At 60.5% G+C, this 17193-nt stretch carries 16 protein-coding genes; 5 read left to right on the top strand and 11 right to left on the bottom strand.

Going from position 1 to position 17193, the window contains the following annotated elements:
* Positions 1–27: 27 nt before the first annotated feature.
* Positions 28–825: an inositol monophosphatase family protein gene (locus ACFE8X_RS03400; protein ID WP_375450047.1), complete on the top strand. Its 798-nt coding sequence runs from the start codon at positions 28–30 to the stop codon at positions 823–825.
* 232 nt (positions 826–1057) lie between these two features.
* On the opposite strand, the gene ACFE8X_RS03395 is transcribed toward ACFE8X_RS03400, so the two are convergent.
* The 8 genes from ACFE8X_RS03395 to ACFE8X_RS03360 are packed head-to-tail and all read right to left on the bottom strand — an operon-like array spanning position 1058 to position 8862.
* Entirely contained in the window at positions 1058–1876 is an 819-nt protein-coding gene (locus ACFE8X_RS03395; RefSeq protein WP_375450046.1) for an inositol monophosphatase family protein, read from the bottom strand.
* Entirely contained in the window at positions 1869–2669 is an 801-nt protein-coding gene (locus ACFE8X_RS03390) for a glycerophosphodiester phosphodiesterase (protein ID WP_375450045.1), read from the bottom strand. The genes ACFE8X_RS03395 and ACFE8X_RS03390 overlap by 8 nt, the downstream gene beginning before the upstream one ends.
* Before the next feature lie 14 nt (positions 2670–2683).
* Positions 2684–3550, bottom strand: coding sequence for an ABC transporter permease (locus tag ACFE8X_RS03385; protein ID WP_375450044.1), 867 nt, complete (start codon positions 3548–3550; stop codon positions 2684–2686).
* Positions 3537–4469: an ABC transporter permease gene (locus tag ACFE8X_RS03380; protein ID WP_375450043.1), complete on the bottom strand. Its 933-nt coding sequence runs from the start codon at positions 4467–4469 to the stop codon at positions 3537–3539. Before ACFE8X_RS03380 ends, ACFE8X_RS03385 begins: the two co-directional genes overlap by 14 nt.
* Complete coding sequence (locus ACFE8X_RS03375; RefSeq protein ID WP_375450042.1) at positions 4466–5467, bottom strand: oligopeptide/dipeptide ABC transporter ATP-binding protein; 1002 nt, start codon at positions 5465–5467, stop codon at positions 4466–4468. Before ACFE8X_RS03375 ends, ACFE8X_RS03380 begins: the two co-directional genes overlap by 4 nt.
* A complete protein-coding gene (locus tag ACFE8X_RS03370; protein WP_375450041.1) occupies positions 5464–6411 on the bottom strand; it encodes an ABC transporter ATP-binding protein in 948 nt (315 codons plus the stop codon). The genes ACFE8X_RS03375 and ACFE8X_RS03370 overlap by 4 nt, the downstream gene beginning before the upstream one ends.
* A gap of 57 nt (positions 6412–6468) precedes the next feature.
* The gene (locus ACFE8X_RS03365) at positions 6469–8037 is read right to left on the bottom strand and encodes an ABC transporter substrate-binding protein (RefSeq protein WP_375450040.1); all 1569 of its coding nucleotides are present in this window, start codon (positions 8035–8037) and stop codon (positions 6469–6471) included.
* Positions 8038–8088: 51 nt separating this feature from the next.
* Positions 8089–8862: a DeoR/GlpR family DNA-binding transcription regulator gene (locus ACFE8X_RS03360; protein WP_375450039.1), complete on the bottom strand. Its 774-nt coding sequence runs from the start codon at positions 8860–8862 to the stop codon at positions 8089–8091.
* Between the two features lie 462 nt (positions 8863–9324).
* On the opposite strand from ACFE8X_RS03360, the gene ACFE8X_RS03355 reads away from it, so the two are divergent.
* Positions 9325–10323 carry a diguanylate cyclase gene (locus ACFE8X_RS03355; protein WP_375450038.1) on the top strand — a complete coding sequence of 333 codons (999 nt, stop codon included), beginning with the start codon at positions 9325–9327 and terminating at the stop codon, positions 10321–10323.
* A 562-nt stretch (positions 10324–10885) separates the two neighbouring features.
* Here ACFE8X_RS03355 and ACFE8X_RS03350 read toward each other — a convergent pair.
* Positions 10886–11890: a glycosyltransferase gene (locus ACFE8X_RS03350; RefSeq protein ID WP_375450037.1), complete on the bottom strand. Its 1005-nt coding sequence runs from the start codon at positions 11888–11890 to the stop codon at positions 10886–10888.
* A 420-nt stretch (positions 11891–12310) separates the two neighbouring features.
* Between ACFE8X_RS03350 and crtY the strand changes: the two genes are divergently transcribed.
* Genes crtY through ACFE8X_RS03335 form a run of 3 tightly spaced genes read left to right on the top strand, consistent with a single transcriptional unit; the run spans position 12311 to position 15899 of the window.
* Positions 12311–13489, top strand: coding sequence for a lycopene beta-cyclase CrtY (crtY, locus tag ACFE8X_RS03345; RefSeq protein ID WP_375450036.1), 1179 nt, complete (start codon positions 12311–12313; stop codon positions 13487–13489).
* Entirely contained in the window at positions 13447–14979 is a 1533-nt protein-coding gene (locus ACFE8X_RS03340) for a phytoene desaturase (protein WP_375450035.1), read from the top strand. Before crtY ends, ACFE8X_RS03340 begins: the two co-directional genes overlap by 43 nt.
* Complete coding sequence (locus tag ACFE8X_RS03335) at positions 14976–15899, top strand: phytoene/squalene synthase family protein (protein WP_375450034.1); 924 nt, start codon at positions 14976–14978, stop codon at positions 15897–15899. Before ACFE8X_RS03340 ends, ACFE8X_RS03335 begins: the two co-directional genes overlap by 4 nt.
* Here ACFE8X_RS03335 and ACFE8X_RS03330 read toward each other — a convergent pair.
* Together ACFE8X_RS03330 and ACFE8X_RS03325 are read right to left on the bottom strand one after the other, a co-directional pair.
* Positions 15887–16426 (bottom strand): sterol desaturase family protein, encoded by a 540-nt coding sequence (locus ACFE8X_RS03330; RefSeq protein WP_375450033.1) that lies wholly within the window; start codon positions 16424–16426, stop codon positions 15887–15889. The two genes, ACFE8X_RS03335 and ACFE8X_RS03330, sit on opposite strands and share 13 nt — an antisense overlap.
* Positions 16427–16431: 5 nt before the next feature.
* Positions 16432–17193, bottom strand: a complete 762-nt coding sequence (locus ACFE8X_RS03325) for a fatty acid desaturase (RefSeq protein WP_375450032.1) — start codon at positions 17191–17193, stop codon at positions 16432–16434.

Here is a 17193-nt window from a genome sequence, read left to right as displayed (position 1 = left end):
TCTTTCGTTCATTCGACAGGAGGAAACGTGTCGATCGATTCGGTGGGCCTGGCACAACGGCTGCTAGCCGCCGAGGCAATCGCCCTGGAAGCCGGGCAACTCGCGGCGCGGCTCCTGGCGGACCGCGCCGCGCTCGGCGTCTCGCTCAAGGGTGCACAAGACTTCGTCAGCACGGCCGATGTCGCCGTCGAGCAGCTGATCGTTGGACGACTGGCGGCGGCCTTCCCCGCCGATGGCATGCTGGGCGAAGAAGGCACCGACATAAAGGGCATCAGCGGCGCCATCTGGGCCATCGATCCGATCGACGGAACCTCCAATTTCGTCGCTGGCCGACCGGATTGGTGCGTCTCGATTGGCCTCGTCGTCGCTGGCTGGGCCCAGCTTGGCGCCATCTACCAGCCGTCGCAGCAAGCGCTCTATAGCGCTCGGCGTGGCCATGGCGCCCGCCGCAATGGTGTCCCACTCCGCGTTGCTGAGCGGCCTTTGGCGCAGTCGACTGTCGTGCTTGAATATTCCTCGCGTGTCCGCCCCGAACGCCATGCTGCCCACGTGCTGTCCCTGCTGGGCACCGGCGCTGAGTATCGCCGCAACGGCTCGGCCGCCGTGGCGCTGGCGCAAGTGGCCGAGGGCACGCTCGACGGCTTTTTCGAAGCTCACCTTAATGCCTGGGACGTCACCGCTGGGCTGGTGCTCGTCGCCGAAGCCGGTGGCCGTTGCAACGACTTCTTTGCCGATGACGGGCTGCGCAAAGGAAATCGCGTCATCGCAGCAGCGCCAGCTCTTTTCGAAAGGCTGGCCGAGCTCTTCCACACAGGCGCCATCTAACCACGACCGGCAACCGTCAAGGTAGGGCCCGCCTACCTGCGACCAAACTTGAGGCGAAACTGCGCAGGCGATGGCCACAGCTGACACGACTACAAGGGGGCGGTGTCCGGGCTCGATCCCGAGCGCAAGGATCAGGTCCTCAAATCCGGCGTCTTTGACAGGACGGACACCTGTGACACCACTGTGGGTGGGCGGCAACGGGGGTTCCCTCGATGGCACGGAGTGAGCCGCATCAGGCCGCGAGCGAGACGCGCTCGATCAGTGGACGAACCCTTTTAAGGAAGTCCTCGCTGCCGCAGGCAAAGCGCAACTTGGCGGCAAGGTCGATCTTGTCCCAATCGATGGTGCTGGAGACACCAAGGTTCTTCAGGATCGGCAACGCTGCCATGACGTCCCAAGTTGAATCCCCGAGTGACACGTAGCCATCCGTCTCGCCCATCGCAACTTCAATCAGCGATAGGGTCGCCGCGCCGCAGAGTCGGAAACTGGCCCGCAGATCGTCGGAAATGAAGCGGATGACCTCTAGGCGGTCCGCTGTCGAGGCAGACGGGTGAAAGCTAAATCCAGTAGACGCCTGCAACATATTCAACGCCGGCAGCGGCTTGATCGGCTCTCCGTTGAGCTGCGTTGGCACAGCTTGGCCCCCAACAAGCGTCAGGTCTCGAGCCGGCGCATGAATAACGCCGAAGGAGGGTCGACGATTCTCGAACAACCCGATTGAGATCGCCCAGTTCTGCCCGCCGCGCACAAAGTTGAATGTCCCGTCAATAGGGTCGATAACCCAAATGCGGCCGGAAGTCCCTGAAAGTTCGCCGCTTTCTTCGCCATAGATGCCATCCGCCGGAAAGGCGCTACGAAGGTGGGTGATCAGGAAGTCTTCGACCTCCCTGTCTGCCCTGGTCACCAGGTCGAGGTGTCCCTTGATTTCAACCGGCAGGGTTGCCAGCGAACGGAAGTGGGTCATGGCAAGATTGCCCGCCTCGCGGGCGATCCTTTCGACGACCGTCGCGATCGGGGATAGTGCTGATATGGTTGCATGCTGATCAGACATTGGCTGCTTTCTTGAGCCGCGCCACCTGAGCGACGTCGTCGCCAAGCAGTTGGTCCAATTGGCCATCACGAACCCATTGAACGATTTTGGACTCGACGTCGACGCCGTATTGCATCAGCTTTTCGTGGTATCGGGCCGGCAGGTAGCAAAACGCTGCCAACCCTTCTTCGTGCAGTTGCCGCGCCTCGCCGCTTTCGAAGTGGTAGATTTCGATGTTCATAGCATCCAGATCCGCCTGTAGAGCCAGAGCTGCCGGATCAATCAGGCGCGAATGCATGAGCCCGACGGTCGGAACTTCGGGAATGGCTTTCTTGACGGCCTTGAGCTGAACGTAGTCGAAAGACGAAAATTGCAGCCGGTCGGCGCAGCCCAGTTCGTCGATAAGGGCACGCAGCTTTGGGAAAAATACATCGTTGCGATCGTAGATCTTGAGCTCGAGCTGGTAGATGATGCCGAGCTCCTGAGCCAGCTTGAGGGCATCGCGCAGCAAGGGAACTTGTTCCCCGGCAAATTCTGCGCCAAACCAGCGTCCGGCGTCGAGTTTAGCGATCTCGGAATAGGTCATGTCCTGTGCAATGCCAAGGCCGTTCGTCGTGCGATCCACGGTCTTGTCGTGCATGAGGATCAGTTCGCCATCCGCGGTGATCCCCAGGTCGGTTTCACAGGTCACGTCTTTTCCGGCGAACTCGAACGCCTTGCGGAAAGCGGCGAGGGTATTTTCCGGCGCGCCGGCACTATGGCCGCGATGGCCGCCGAGCCGCATGTCGGCTGGTGTCATACGTAGGGGGTTCATTGTGGTTCCTGTGGTTAGCGAAGCCGTGCATCGAGCCGGTCGCGCAGATAATCGCCAAGCAAGCTGATGGACAGGGTGGTAAGAACGATGATCACGCCGGGGAAGGCAGCCAGCCACCAGGCGATAGCCAGGTAGTTCCTGCCGTCCGAAACCATGAGCCCGAGGCTGGTTGCGGGCGGCTGGATGCCCAGGCCCAGGAAGCTCAGACCGCTTTCCAACAGGATGATTTCCGGGAAGTTGACGGTGAGCTGGACGATCAGGGGTCCCGCGATATTGGGCAGGACGTGGCGCAGGTAGATGCGCATCGAAGGCACACCGACGATCCTGGCCGCTTCGGCATAGCCCTCGCGATTGGCACTCAGGACGAGCCCTCGGGTGAGGCGGGCGTAGCGCTCCCAGGACGCAATGCCGACGAGGAAGATAAAAAGCAGTGGGCTCGATCCGAAGAAGGCCAGGACGCCCATGGCAATAATGATGAAAGGCACCGATGCCATGGCGTCGGCAAAGCCCATGATAAGATTGTCGATCCAACCACTGAAATGGGCAGCCGCAAATCCGAGGGCCGTGCCGATGAGCGCACAGATGAGCGAGCCGGTGAATGCGATCATCAGCGTTGTCTGCGTGGCGATCAGCAAATTGCTCAACGTATCCCGACCGACATAGTCGGTGCCCAGCAGATGTCCCGGCACCACGCCCGGCAGGGCAAACCGTGTCAGAGGGGATTGCTGCGTGTAGTCGTAGGGTGCAATCCACTGCGCGCCGAAGGCCACGATCACCGCCGCGGCGATCCACAAACCGCACAACAAGATGCTGAACGGCACCTTCTGGCCGAACTTTCTCGCAGGTGACTTCAGAAGGGCAGCCCCGCTAATTTGCGTCATTGCTTTGCAGCCTGATTTTTGGATTGAGGACCGCGTAGAGAATGTCGACGGCCAGGTTGACCGCAACCATGAAGACCGTGAAGAGCAGGATCATCGCCTGCACGACGTTCAGGTCGCCCAGGCTCGTAGCCCGCACGAAACCGCTGCCCAGGCCTGGCCAGGCGAAGACGGTCTCGATCAACACCGAGCCACCCAGCAGACCGGCGGCAATAAAACCCAGCATCGTCACCATTGGAATCGCCGCGTTTGGAAGAGCATGCCGGACAATGACGTCCCAGCCTGGCAGCCCATCGGCCCGAGCGGCAACGATGTAGGGCTGCTCCAGAACCTCGATCAGCGTAGATCGGGCGAACCGTGCGATAGCTGCTGCGTTGAAGAGTCCGAACGTCGCCACCGGCAGGACCGCGTGCTGCCAGGTGGAACTACCCGAACTCGGCAGAACGCGAAGCCAGACCGCGAACGTAAAGATTAGGCCGAGCCCCAGCAAAAAACTGGGTACGCTGTACCCGAGCACGGCACCGGTGATGACGGCCTTGTCTAGAGTTTTGCCGCGGCGTACTGCGGCCAGAATACCGGTAGGGATGCCTATGAGCAGGCTGAGGATAAAAGCCGGCACCGTTAGCATGAGCGTCTTGGGAACGCGTTCCGCAATCACTGCGAACACGTCACGGCCATCGGCAGCAGACTTCCCGAAATTGCCCTGGACGGCATTGCTCACATAGACAGCGAATTGTTCGGGTATCGATTTGTCGAGACCCCAGTTGATCCGGAACGCCGCGATCGCATCAGGCGTCGCCGCATCGCCCAGCATGGATTCCGCAGGGTCCCCACTGACACGCAGGATAATGAACACGAAGGTGACCGTCAAAAGCAGCACCACAACTGCCCGCAACAGACGAGCCAGCACAAACGACATCATAGCGCCATCTCCATCCGCGCAATGGCCGGCCGGGGCAGTTCTTCTGCGCGATGGCAAGCTGCGAACTGACGGTCCATCTTCCGAAGGAGAGGAACTTCCGTTGCACAGCGCTCAATCGCCAGCGGGCAGCGCGAGCGGAAGGCACAGCCGCGAGACAGCTGGTGGATATCGAGTTCACCCTGCAGAGGGGGTGCAACGTTTCGGACCCGCGGGTCCATGGTCGGCACCGAGGCCAGCAATGCCTTGGTGTAAGGGTGTCTGGGGCCGGAATAGACGGACTTGATATCACCCGTCTCGACGATACGGCCCAAATACATGACCGCGATGCGATCGACAAGATGTCGAACGATACGAAGATCGTGCGTGATGAAGACGTAGCCAAGCTCCAGCTCGTGCCAGAGATCCCGCAGGATCGAAGCGACCTGGGCCTGGACCGACACGTCCAATGCCGAAACCGCCTCGTCGAACACGACAAACTTGGGGTGCAAGATCAAGGCGCGAGCGATCACGACGCGTTGACGCTGCCCACCCGACAGCTGATGCGGAAATCGCTCCATCATGGCACTGGAAAGTCCCACGCGATCAAGCATCGAGGCGGCGCGCTCAAGAGCGCCGCGGCGGTCCGCGACCCGATGCACAATAACCGCCTCGGCGACTTGTTCGCCGATGCTCATTTGTGGATTAAGGGCCGAAAGTGGGTTCTGCTGTACCAGCGACGTCCGCATGCGGAACCGCTTCCAATCCTTGTGACTGCGATCGGCGTGCGCTTTCGCCTCGAAACTGACTTCACCTTCCGAAGGTTTGGTCAACCCGAGCAAAAGGCGACCCAACGTCGATTTGCCGCTGCCCGATTCCCCTACAATGCCAATGCGTTGGCGCGGCGCCAGGTCGAGGTCGACGGCGTCGACCGCCGTGTGGCTGGCCGTCTTTGCGAATAAGCCTGACTTCAGACGGAAGCGTTTGGTCAGGTTTCGGGCTTGCAGGAGGTGGACCGTCATGCAAGCACCGGATGGTAGCAGGCGGCCTGGTGGAGCGGGCGAACGCTTGCCGCCTCGGGGAACCGACTGGTGCAGGCTTCCGTCGCGCGCGAACAGCGCGGGTGGAAGTAGCATCCGTCGGGTAGGTTATCGAGCAGCGGAACCGAGCCTGGTATTGGACGTGGCGGCTCGATGTCATCGGGGTCGATGCTCGGCATGCAGTCGATAAGCGCGCGAGAATACGGGTGCGCGGCCTGTTCGAGCAGCTCTGCGACAGGCGCCGTCTCGACGATTTTGCCGCAATACATGACCGCCGCACGGTCAGCGAGACGGGCAATGATCCCCAAATCATGCGACACGATCAGGAGCGCCATGCCTGTCTCGGAGCGCAGTTCCTCCAACAGACAAAGGATTTGAGCTTGTGTCGTCACGTCGAGAGCCGTCGTGGGCTCGTCGGCGATCAGCAATTGGGGCTTGGCGGCGAGCGCATGAGCGATCATGACACGCTGGTTCATACCGCCTGAAAATTGATGCGGGAAAGCTCGCAGGCGAGTTTTCGCCCGATCAATCCCGACACGCTCCAACAGCCGAATGGCCTCGAGTCTGGCATCGGTCCCTTTCAGGCCCTGATGCCGTTGCAGAGCAGTCTCGAGATAGTAGCCGATTGTGTGAACCGGGTTGAGGCTGCTGGTGGGGTCCTGAAAGATCATGGCGATCTTTGGCGCGGTCTTGCCGGTCGCGCCGATTGCCTCGGCGGCAAGCGTCACCGTTCCAGCGGTCTGAGCGATGCCGCGCGGCAAAGCTTTTGCGATCGCGTAGCAAGTCATGCTCTTGCCGCAGCCCGACTCGCCGACGAGCCCAAGAGTTTGGCCGGCGTCGAGGGTGAAACTGACGCCGTCGAGGATTTTGAGGCCTCGTGCCGGCACCTGGACGACCAAGTCGCGGACGGTCAGAAGTTTTGACACCTGAGAGAACTCCTTGGGCGGCGCACATCAAGCGCGACGCCCCTGGCTACGATGGGCTTAGCTGAAGGTAAGATTGTTCCGGAATTCCATCATCTCGAAGGTGATAACCTTCCAGTTGACGTCCTTCCGAGCACCGTAGATGTCGTAGGGCTGGTACAAGATGACGGCAGGCGCTTCTGCTTCAAAAATGTCGCGCATGCGATTGAATGCGTCAAAGCGTTCCGGGCCGTCCTGGATCTGCACGACCTTTGTGGCAAGCTCGTTGAACTCGGCCGGAGCCTTCCAGCCCCAACGCTTCTGAACCTGACCATTGGGCCCGAATTCGGGGATCATGGTTGCGTAGGCGTCGGTGGTCCACTGGCCGTTGGACCAGTTACGCATCCAGCTTTCTTCGTCGGGAACCGAGGTGCCGGGCGCGTAGATTTCCGGAACGACGGTGACCCCGATCTCCTTCCACATCTCGATCATCATCAGCAGAGCGGGGATGGCGTTTGCGTAATAGTTACCCATGGTGCGGTAGGTGATGGGCGAGCCATCGTAGCCGCTTTGCTGAACCAGCCGCTTGGCCTCCTCGACGTTGTATTCGAACGGGCGACGGTTCGGGTCGAAGGTTTCACCGTAATGGGGAAAGTTGAAGCCATGCGGGATCGAAGCGAGGTTTTGCCAAAGGGCCTCGTTGATAAGGTCGCGGTTGACCGAAAGGGCAAGAGCGCGGCGAAGGGTTTTTTCTTGGAAGATTGTCTGGTTCATATTGAACGTGAACATATGGAAGTTTTCTACCACTGTTCCGCGGGCTTCGAGATCGGGATAGCTGTTGATCAGCGCGACGTCGTCCGGCGTCAGTGTCGTGACGATGTCGTACTCGCCACTGATGAGGCCGGCGACACGGGTCGCGGGCTCGGCAACCATCTGGTAGGTGATGCGGGCAGCAGTTGGCTTGTCGCCCCAATAATCGTCATTGGCTTCGAGCACCACGTGATCGCCCGCAATGAACTCGACGAACTTGTAGGGACCCGTGCCGACAGGCTTGTTGCCGAACTCGACCGCACCCTGCTCCTTGTAAAGAGCGGCGGGAACGACACGGCTCATCCATGACGCAGCATAGCGTTCGATGAGTGGGCTGGGGGTCTTGGTGCGGATGACGACAATATACTTGTCTTCAACCACCGGTTCGTCGAAATCGAGCGAATAGGACTGGCCCAGCGGAATCGTCTTGGCGGCGTCTGGACCCCAGAGGCGTTCGGAGGAGAACGTGTAGGCCACATCGTCGGCCGTCAGTTCGACGCCATGATGGAACATCACGCCTTGGCGCAGGACGAACCGGACCGACTTGTCATCAAGACGTTCCCAGCTCTCAGCCAAGGCCGGCACCAATTCGATGCCGTTGCCTGGAGCGCCGTTTTCGAACCAATCGCGCACGATGAGCGTATCGAAAACCTGGTTGACGATACGTGGCCCGGTATTGCTGATGGCGTTGACCGGCTCGAGCGAGTTGGGCAGGCCATTGACGCCGATGCGAAGTTCGCGACGGTCCTGACCGAAGGCGAGGCCGATATTGGCGGTGGAAGCCAGCACCGCTGCGGCGCTTACCCCGACGAGAAAGCTTCTACGAGTAGTCTTGAGCATTGGGTCCTCCGTGCTCGGGTGGTCGGTTTGGGGATGCGGGGACGTCGAGTCCTAGTTCGCGATGGCGAACTTCCTCCGCAGTTTTTCGGGCGCCGTTTCGATTATGCTCCGGGCGCCGACGTCGGTGACGATCACACCGACATCCTCGATTCTGGTCGTCACCGAGAGGCTCGATTTGGTGAATTTGGAATGGTCGGCCGCGACGATCACGCGGCTCGAAACCTCGATCATCGTGCGGGCCACGCTCGCGTTCACCGGCGTTGACGTACAGATCAAGCCACGGTCCACATCGATGGATGCGGCGTTGAGAACGAGCTTGTCGACGTTGAACTGTCTGATGGCTTGCTCGGCGAGCGGGCCGCGGAAGGAGCGGTTCGTCTCGGTAAATTCTCCGCCGATCGCATAGACGTTCGGCATTTCGCTACGCGCGAGCTCGGCCAGAATATCCAGGCCATTGGAGATCACTGTCAGGCTTTTGCGGCCGGCAATCTTCTTGGCGACTTCGAGCGCGGTCGTTCCGGCATCAAGAAGCACCGTGTCACCATCAGCGATCATGCCGGCCACCGTCGCCGCGATGGCCGCCTTCTGAGCCCGGTTCCAGACCAGACGGGCGGCATTGGGTTTATCTTGAGCGACCTGATTGAGGCTGACAGCACCGCCATGGGTCCTGCGCAACACACCAGCCTCTTCGAGATCGACGAGGTCGCGCCGCGCCGTCGCCACCGACATGCCGAAGCGATCCGTCAACATGCGCAGGTCGAGAAAATTCTCGTCACGCAGCAGCGCGATGATCTTGGCCTGACGGTCTTCGGCGCTGTTGAACACGGCTAATCCTGTCGCCTGAGTGAATACTATCGCTCATATGAGCGATATCTATCGCTATCCTATGACAATCATATGACGCCGTTTTGAAGGGATTTTGCTCCGGTTTCCACGCATGAATTGGGTGAATCGAGAACTCGCACGACGAGGTATGATCGAATTCGCTCAATATGCTCAAGGAAGCCGTTGATATCGCGAGTGCATCTGCAAAGCGCCAACCCGATCCTGGCGCGCACCCCGCTTGACCGCTGGGGCACACCCCGAAGGTGCCAGCGCCGTGCTCTAGCTGTTCCCCCCTTGGCCAGCTTCGTCACCGGCACCACTCTTTTGGTCGACGGCGGCTACGCGATCGGCTGAGCGCCCTGCGGCCCCGTTTGCAGAACCTTTGTGAAATGGCGCAAGCGCATTCTTAAACCTTCGGCACTAGGTTTGCTCTCCAGCAGCCATTCCAAGGAGAGCCGAGCGATGTCACAATATTCTGGAAGCGAAGCTCAACGTCTCGCCGTGCTCAACCAGTACGAATTGCTGGATACCGCCGCGGAGGAAAGTTTTGATCGGATCTCCCGGATTGTGGCAGCAGCGCTCCAGGTGCCGATTGCCGCAGTGACCTTGGTCGACGAGCACCGCCAATGGTTCAAGTCAAGGATCGGACTGAGCGTTTCGGAGACCCCGCGCAGTGCCTCGTTTTGTGCACACACCATGTTGGGCAGCGAGGCCTTCGTTGTCCCTGATGCGACATTGGACCAACGCTTTTGCAACAACCCTTTGGTGACCGGTGACCCCAACATCCGGTTCTATGCCGGATTTCCGATCGTCACCCCGCAGGGCGTACCGGTCGGGGCTGTCTGCGCCATAGACACAACGCCCCGGACCGCGGACCTGCGCGAGCTCGGATTGATGAAAGATTTGGCGGCGCTGGTCGTCGAGCAAATGACTTTGAGGATGTCCGCGTCCCTGGACGGGCTGACGGGGGCGCTGCGGCGCAAGACTTTCGAGGGAATGGCATCGCGTGAAATTAAATTGGCGGCCAGAGCCAACGCGCCGCTAGGTTGCCTGATGCTGGATGCCGATCATTTCAAGGCCATAAACGACCGCTTCGGCCACGATGTCGGAGATCGGGTCCTGCGGGCCCTGGTACACACGGTCAAGGCAGGTTTGCGCTCGACCGACCTGCTTGGGCGTCTTGGTGGAGAAGAATTTGGCGTGCTGCTACCCGGAACGACGCGTGCCGCATCCATCGAAGTGGCCGAACGCCTGTGCCAGGCAATATCGGCGCTCGACATCCAGGTGGTTGGCGAGCGCGTGCCGGTGACCGTGAGCATCGGCATTTCTGAACGCATCGCCGGCGATGACAGCATCATGCCGCTCTTGCATCGCGCCGATGAAGCCTTGTTGGCCGCAAAAGCGGAAGGCAGGAACAGGGTTGTCTATGGGTCTGCCTTTGGTCTCCTGGCGGCTGGATAATATTTCTGTTGCGCTGCTCGGCCGGCTGACGACCGCGCTTTGCCGGTCATGGTCGTTGGAACGCCTGGGATGACCGGAGCCGTTGACAACTCGGGAGCTGAGCGCGTGCGTGAGCGTGGACAATGTTGCGGCAGGTTGTGTGGCAGGTCTCTAACGGCACGGTTGACGGTTCGGCAACTAAGCACAAGCTGGCGATGTCTCGTATCCGTTCCTGCCGCGCCCGGGCAATCGCTCCTGCGAACACTCGTCCCATTGTTCAGAACTGGTTGGAGCGGGTGAAGGGAATCGAAGTTAAGTCAATAGATTAGATAAATCAGGTACTTAAGAGAAGGTTGGAAGTCTTATGTAGCGCAGTATGTGTCACGTGTAGCGCAGTATTGGCACTGTTCCTAGCGCCTCGATATGCTCCACGGTTCGCGGTCGTGCGTGCGCTGTATCGGCTTCAAGTAATCCACCTTTAGGAGCACTACTCTCTCGGTGTCCTCGTGTTGGGCACCGGTGAAATTCAGGCTGCCACCCAGGCGACGGTTGATACAGGTACTCGATCTGTTTCGTCAGAATGTTATGGCAAACTATTCGTGCTTGCTCTGGCCAAAGCTTGGTCAACAATCTGGGCAGCAGCGCTGCAGCCTCCGGAAGTTCTTAGTTCGCCGGCCAGTTGCTGTGCATGCTGGCGATATGACTTGGAGTGCAGAATCTCCTGCAAGCCCATGGCAATTTGCCTGGAACTTGATTTCGGTGATACCACCTTGCCCGCTCCTGAGCGTTCGAGGCGAGCCCCGATGCCGGGTTGTTCGAAGGCGATAGGCAGGCAAAGGATGGGGAGCCCCGCTGACAGCGCCTCGAGTACGGTATTGAGCCCGCCATTGGTAATGACCGCATCAGCCTTCGACAGCAATTCGCCTTGATCCACCCAAGGCAGGACGAGATGGGCGTCGATAGTCGCCGCCTGCTTGTCCGTCAGGCAATTGGCATGAGAGACAACCAATCGGACCCCAGCCTGCCGGCATGCCTTTGCAATACGCCGAAACAAGCCTACCCGGTGGCCTTGCAGCGTCCCCAGCGTTGCAAACACCAGTGGTCTTGGGTCGCCATCCCGCGCAGATGTCTGCTCCCGCTCCCCCGGGGCGCGCAGCGGGCCGACATAATGAAAACTCGGGGGCAGTTCGCGCCGGGGAAAGTCGAAACCGGGCACCAACTGACAGATGTCGGCGATCGGCGACAGGCAATCGACGACCTTGCTGCGCGAAGGCAAGCCCCAACGCACCGACCATTCGCTCACGGCCCGATCGTGACGCGCAGTCAATTTGTCGGCAATCCAGGTGCCGACGCGATTGCGCTCGATCGCTTTGGGGCTGTCCTCATAAGGCCACGGCAACACCCCCAAGGGAATGAGGGGCTCACGATTGATGGGATGGGCCGCTGCCAGCGACACATAGGGCAGGCCGAGATGGTCGGCCACCAATGCGCCGGCAGGCTCGAGCTGGTCCGTGACGATTGCTTCAATGCCATGCTCGCGCAGCAGGTCAGGCGCGGTCCGGCAAAGCGAATTGGTCATTTCGGTCATGTCCGCCACCAGGCGCAGCAGGCCAAAGGGCAGGCCGGGGGATCGCGTATGCTTGGCGAAGCCCGCAGGCGTCCAGCCACATTGCGCGGCATCGACAGGCAGGGAGCGAAAGCCTGGATCCGGCGAAGTTTGCGGGTGGTGAACGAGGAAGCACTCGTGCCCCAGTCGGCTCAACGCCGCTGCCAATCCAGCTGCGGGCGCTAGATGACCCTGCAGAGGTGGGCTAAAGAATGCTATGCGCAATAAATGGCCCTCGATCCGACACCAGGATAAACCACACCTGCCAAACCATGCGTTGTTCACAATGGCCCTGACGCGCGGAAGTTTCACGCTGCCACTTTACATCTACAACGATTGCGGCGCAGGCGCGATTTGCGGCATGAACACTCAAGACACCTCTTTCCGGTTCGGGAGATGATTTTGCCGCGCGGCGAAGATTGCACGCTTGTTCTGGTTGGAGCAGGGCTCGCCAGCGCCCTTATCGCTCAGCGGCTGTCGCATCAAGGCACGGGGCCGCGCATCGTCATGCTGGAAGGGACGGACAACCCCTTTGGCGAGCACACATGGTCGTTCCACGATCACGATGTGGAGCTCGCCGATTTCAATTGGCTTGGGCTGCTGATCGCCCATCGTTGGCAGGGACAATCGGTTCGTTTCCAGCGCCTTCGCCGTGATCTGCAATCCGGTTACGCTTCGCTGACCAGCGCTTCGGTCGCGGCAGCCATTGACAGGCTTCCCAATGTCGAGATCAGAACCGGAACGCGTGTCCGGTCCGTCTTTGCAGACCGCGTCGTGTTGCCCGACGGTTCCGAGTTTGCTGCCGATTGCGTCATCGACTGCCGCGGATACGAGGCCAACGACGCTATGGCTCTCGGTTATCAGAAGTTCGTCGGGCTCGAGGTCGAGCTGGATGCGCCTCATGGCCTTTCCAACCCCGTCATCATGGACGCCTCGGTCGATCAGCGAGACGGCTACCGCTTCGTTTACCTCCTGCCGTTTTCGCGCACGCGGGTGCTGATCGAGGACACGCGCTATTCGGAAGGAGAGGCACTGGACCTGCAGGCGCTGGCAGCCGACATCGCGCAGTATGCCGAGGCGCAGGGTTGGTCGATCCGCAAGATCGTGCGGCAGGAGAATGGCGTCCTGCCAATCGCGCTGGCGCATGATTTCGATCGTTTCTGGGCCGACAAGCCGGTCGATATCCCCCAGGCCGGAATGCGCGCCGGGCTGTTTCATCCCACTACCGGTTACAGCCTTCCCGAAGCGGTGCGCCTTGCCAACCTCATCGGCATGCACTGGCCGATCGGCAGCGCGGCGCTGGCGCCCCGGATCCGCCAGCATGCCAGGAACCGACACCGGGAGCAGAGCTTTTATCGCCTGCTCAACCGCATGCTGTTTCGCGCGGCGCGTCCCGATCGGCGGCATCTGGTGCTGCAGCGATTTTATAAATTGCCGCGCGAAGTGATCGAGCGGTTCTATGCCGGACGTACTACTGCCAGCGACATCGTTCGCATCCTTGTCGGGAAGCCTCCCGTGCCCATTCACCGCGCCCTCGCATGCCTGCGAGAGGCGCCCTTGTTGAAAGCGGAGAGGCCGTGACCGGCATCGAAAAAACAGCGGCAGTGATCGGCGCCGGTTTCGGGGGGCTTGCCCTTGCCATCAGGCTGCAAAGCGCGGGCTTGACCACCACGCTGTTCGAAAAGCGCGACAAGCCGGGTGGCCGCGCCTATGTCTACACCGACGATGGCTTCACCTTCGATGCGGGCCCCACGGTTATCACCGATCCCGATTGCCTCGAGCAACTGTGGGCATTGTCGGGCCGGCGCATGGCGGACTATGTGACGCTGCTGCCGGTGACCCCTTTCTACCAGCTCTGCTGGGAGGACGGCTATCGGTTTGACTATGCGGACGATCAGGCCGAGATCGACCGCCAGATCGCTCTCAAGTCACCTGCGGACGTCGATGGCTACCAGCGCTTCCTGCACTATTCGGAAGACCTTTATCGTGAAGGCTACCAGAAGCTCGGCACCGTACCCTTTCTCAATTTCTGGTCGATGATAAAGGCCGCCCCGCAACTGATGCGCCTTGAAAGCCACCGCAGCGTCTATTCCAAGGTCAGCCAGTTCATCAAGGACGATCAACTGCGCCAGGCCTTCAGCTTCCATTCGCTGCTGGTGGGCGGCAATCCCTTCCAGACCTCATCGATCTACGCGCTGATCCATGCACTTGAACGCAAGGGGGGCGTGTGGTTTGCCAAGGGGGGCACCGGTGCGCTGATTGCCGGCATGGTGAGCCTCTTTCAGGATTTGGGCGGCACGCTCCGCCTCAATGCCGAGATCGACCGCATCGATATCGACAACGATCGTGCCAAGGCGGTGGTACTCAAGGATGGCAGCCGTCATCGGTTCGACCAGATCGCCTCCAATGCCGACGTGGTCCATACCTACAAGCACATGATGCGCGGCACGGCGCGTGGCATCGGGAATGCCAAGGCGCTCGAGGCCAAGCGCTTTTCGATGTCACTCTTCGTGATCTATTTCGGGCTCAAGACCACTCATCCCGAGCTCAAGCACCACATGGTGCTGTTCGGGCCCCGTTATCGCGAACTCATCTCCGAAATCTTCAGCGTCGATGGCCTGGCCGATGATTTCTCGCTTTATCTGCACGCCCCCTCGGTCACCGACGATAGCCTCGCTCCGCCCGGATCGAGCGCTTACTACGTTCTCTCCCCGGTCCCCCATCTCGGCACGGCCAAGATCGATTGGGAAGTCGAAGGCCCTAAATATCGCGACCGCATCCTCAAATATCTGAATGACAACTATGTTCCCGGCCTGCTCGATGATCTCGCGACCGTGCGGCATTTCACGCCGTTTGATTTCCGCGACGAACTCAATGCCCATCTTGGCTCGGCATTCTCCATCGAGCCGGTGCTGACCCAGAGTGCCTGGTTCCGGCCGCACAATCGCGATGACAAAATCCCCAACCTCTATATCGTGGGAGCAGGCACCCATCCCGGCGCGGGCATTCCGGGCGTCATCGGTTCGGCCAAGGCCACCGCGGGGCTCATGATCGCGGATGCGCGGGCATGAGCGATGCGGTAGTCGCCAACAGCGAGTCGGCTATTGCCCAAGGCTCCCAGAGCTTTGCCGCCGCCGCGCGGCTGTTCGACCGTAAGACCCGCGACGATGCGGTCATGCTCTATGCCTGGTGTCGCCATTGCGACGACGTCGTGGACGGCCAGACCCTGGGATTTGCCCAGGAGGCCGATTTTCGCGCTGGCCAGCTGGGGCGCCTTGATCAGTTGCGCGCGCAAACGGCCGCGGCGCTTTCTGGTGAGCATACCGAGGATCCGGTGTTCGAGGCGCTGCGCCGGGTGGTCGAGCGTCATGAGCTGCCGGCCCGCCATCCCCAGGAACTGCTGGCCGGCTTTTACATGGATGTCGTCGATCGCCGCTACGAAACCATCAACGAGACGCTCGACTATTGCTATCACGTGGCCGGTGTCGTCGGTGTCATGATGGCCATCATCATGGGAGTGCGCGACCAAAGGGTGCTGGACCGTGCTTCCGATCTCGGCCTGGCCTTTCAGCTCACCAATATCGCCCGCGATGTCATCGACGATGCCCGGATGGGCCGGGTCTACCTACCCGCCGAAATCCTGGCGCGGCACCGCGTTGTCGAGATCAGGCCGGATGATCGCTCGCAATGGCCCCAACTGCACGCCGCGGCTCTGGAACTGCTGGATCTGGCGGAGCGCTACTATGCATCCGCCTATGCCGGCATGACGGCGCTGCCGCCACGCTCTGCCTGGGCCGTCGGCGCGGCGCGACGCGTTTATCGCGCCATCGGCAGCAAGCTGCGCGCTGGGGGGCCATGGGCGTGGAACGCTCGGGTCTCGACCACCAAGGCGGAAAAGCTTGCGCTCCTCGGGCTGGCCTTGGCAGATGTGGGCATCACTCGCTTTGATAGGCGCGATGTCCTCCGAACCGGACTTTATCAGCGCCCCTGATCAGCGGGCCGCTGCTCGTCTTGCGCGAGTGCGCCCTGGTCGAATCCGCTCTTGTTGTCGTGCAGTTTCTTGACCAGTTTGTCGACGGGTTCGGCATAAACGAAACCGAACGACACACAGCCATCGCGCCCTTCCACCGCGTGATGCAGGCGATGCGCCTGATAGACGCGTTTGAAATACCCCTTGCGGGGAATGTATTTGAATGGCCAGCGCTGGTGCACGAGCCCGTCGTGAAAAAAGAAATACAGCACGCCGTAAATCGAAATGCCGACCGCGATCCACCATATCGGCCAGAACCAGGTCGCGCCCACCCAAAACAAAAAGACGGCAAAAACCGCAAATACTGCTGCATAGAGGTCGTTTTCCTCCAGGCCCTCGTCATGCGGCTCGTGGTGCGACTTGTGCCACCCCCACCCCCAGCCATGCATGATGTGTTCATGCGACCAGGCGGCGAACCACTCCATGAACAAGACAGTACCCGTGACCAGCAGGGCGGGAACCAGATAATGGAGCGTACCTTGGATCATTCGTCTCAGCTCATTTCAGACTGTATGGCGGAGTGGCGATGGGCCGGCAGTTTCCACCAGGGCACCCAGGGAGCGTCATGATGCTCGTGATGATAACCAAAGTGGAAGCAGGTCAACAACGATACAAGGGGCGAAAAGTTGTTGCTGCGGGCGCGGTGGCGATCGGTGAACGGCTCGTCGTCGATCCGGTGCGGACGATAGGTCCCGAAATAAAACAGCTGCAGCGAAGACAGTATGGCTGGTAGCGCCCAGAACACGAGCATGGTCGGGAACCGCTCCCGCAAAATGACGAGGTAGATCACGACCGCTATGGTGAGAATGCCGAACTCCCGCCAGCCGAAATAATGGCGGAAGAATTTGAGGTACCAGGGCCAGAAGCTCGAGGAATGGTCGACGTCGAAATCGGGGTCGCTATCGGTGCCCGCATTGCGGTGATGGGCGTGGTGGTTTTCGTAGAGCTTGTCATAGGAAAAGCCGGCATAGATGAAAACGCAAAAGCGCCCGATGGCCTGGTTCAGCGCCGGAACCTGCGGCATCAGCGAACCATGCATGGCGTCATGAGCGACAATGAAGAGGCCAACGCTGAGCCAGCATTGAATAACAATGAGCACTGGCGCGAGTAGCCAGAGACCGGGGCTAGTCCAGTCGATCAGGAAAATGGCGCCGACATGCACGGCTAGCCAGGCGCCGACCACCAACGCGGCCAGCAGCAACCCGGTGGCGGTGTCGCTCCGGCTCAAATGCTTATCGCTCGTCCATGCCGCCAT

It is taken from the genome of uncultured Devosia sp., assembly GCF_964244875.1.
In the GTDB taxonomy this organism is placed as follows: Bacteria; Pseudomonadota; Alphaproteobacteria; order Rhizobiales; family Devosiaceae; genus Devosia.
Note: the sequence above shows the minus strand (reverse complement) of the source record. Positions and strands in the feature narration are given on the sequence as shown.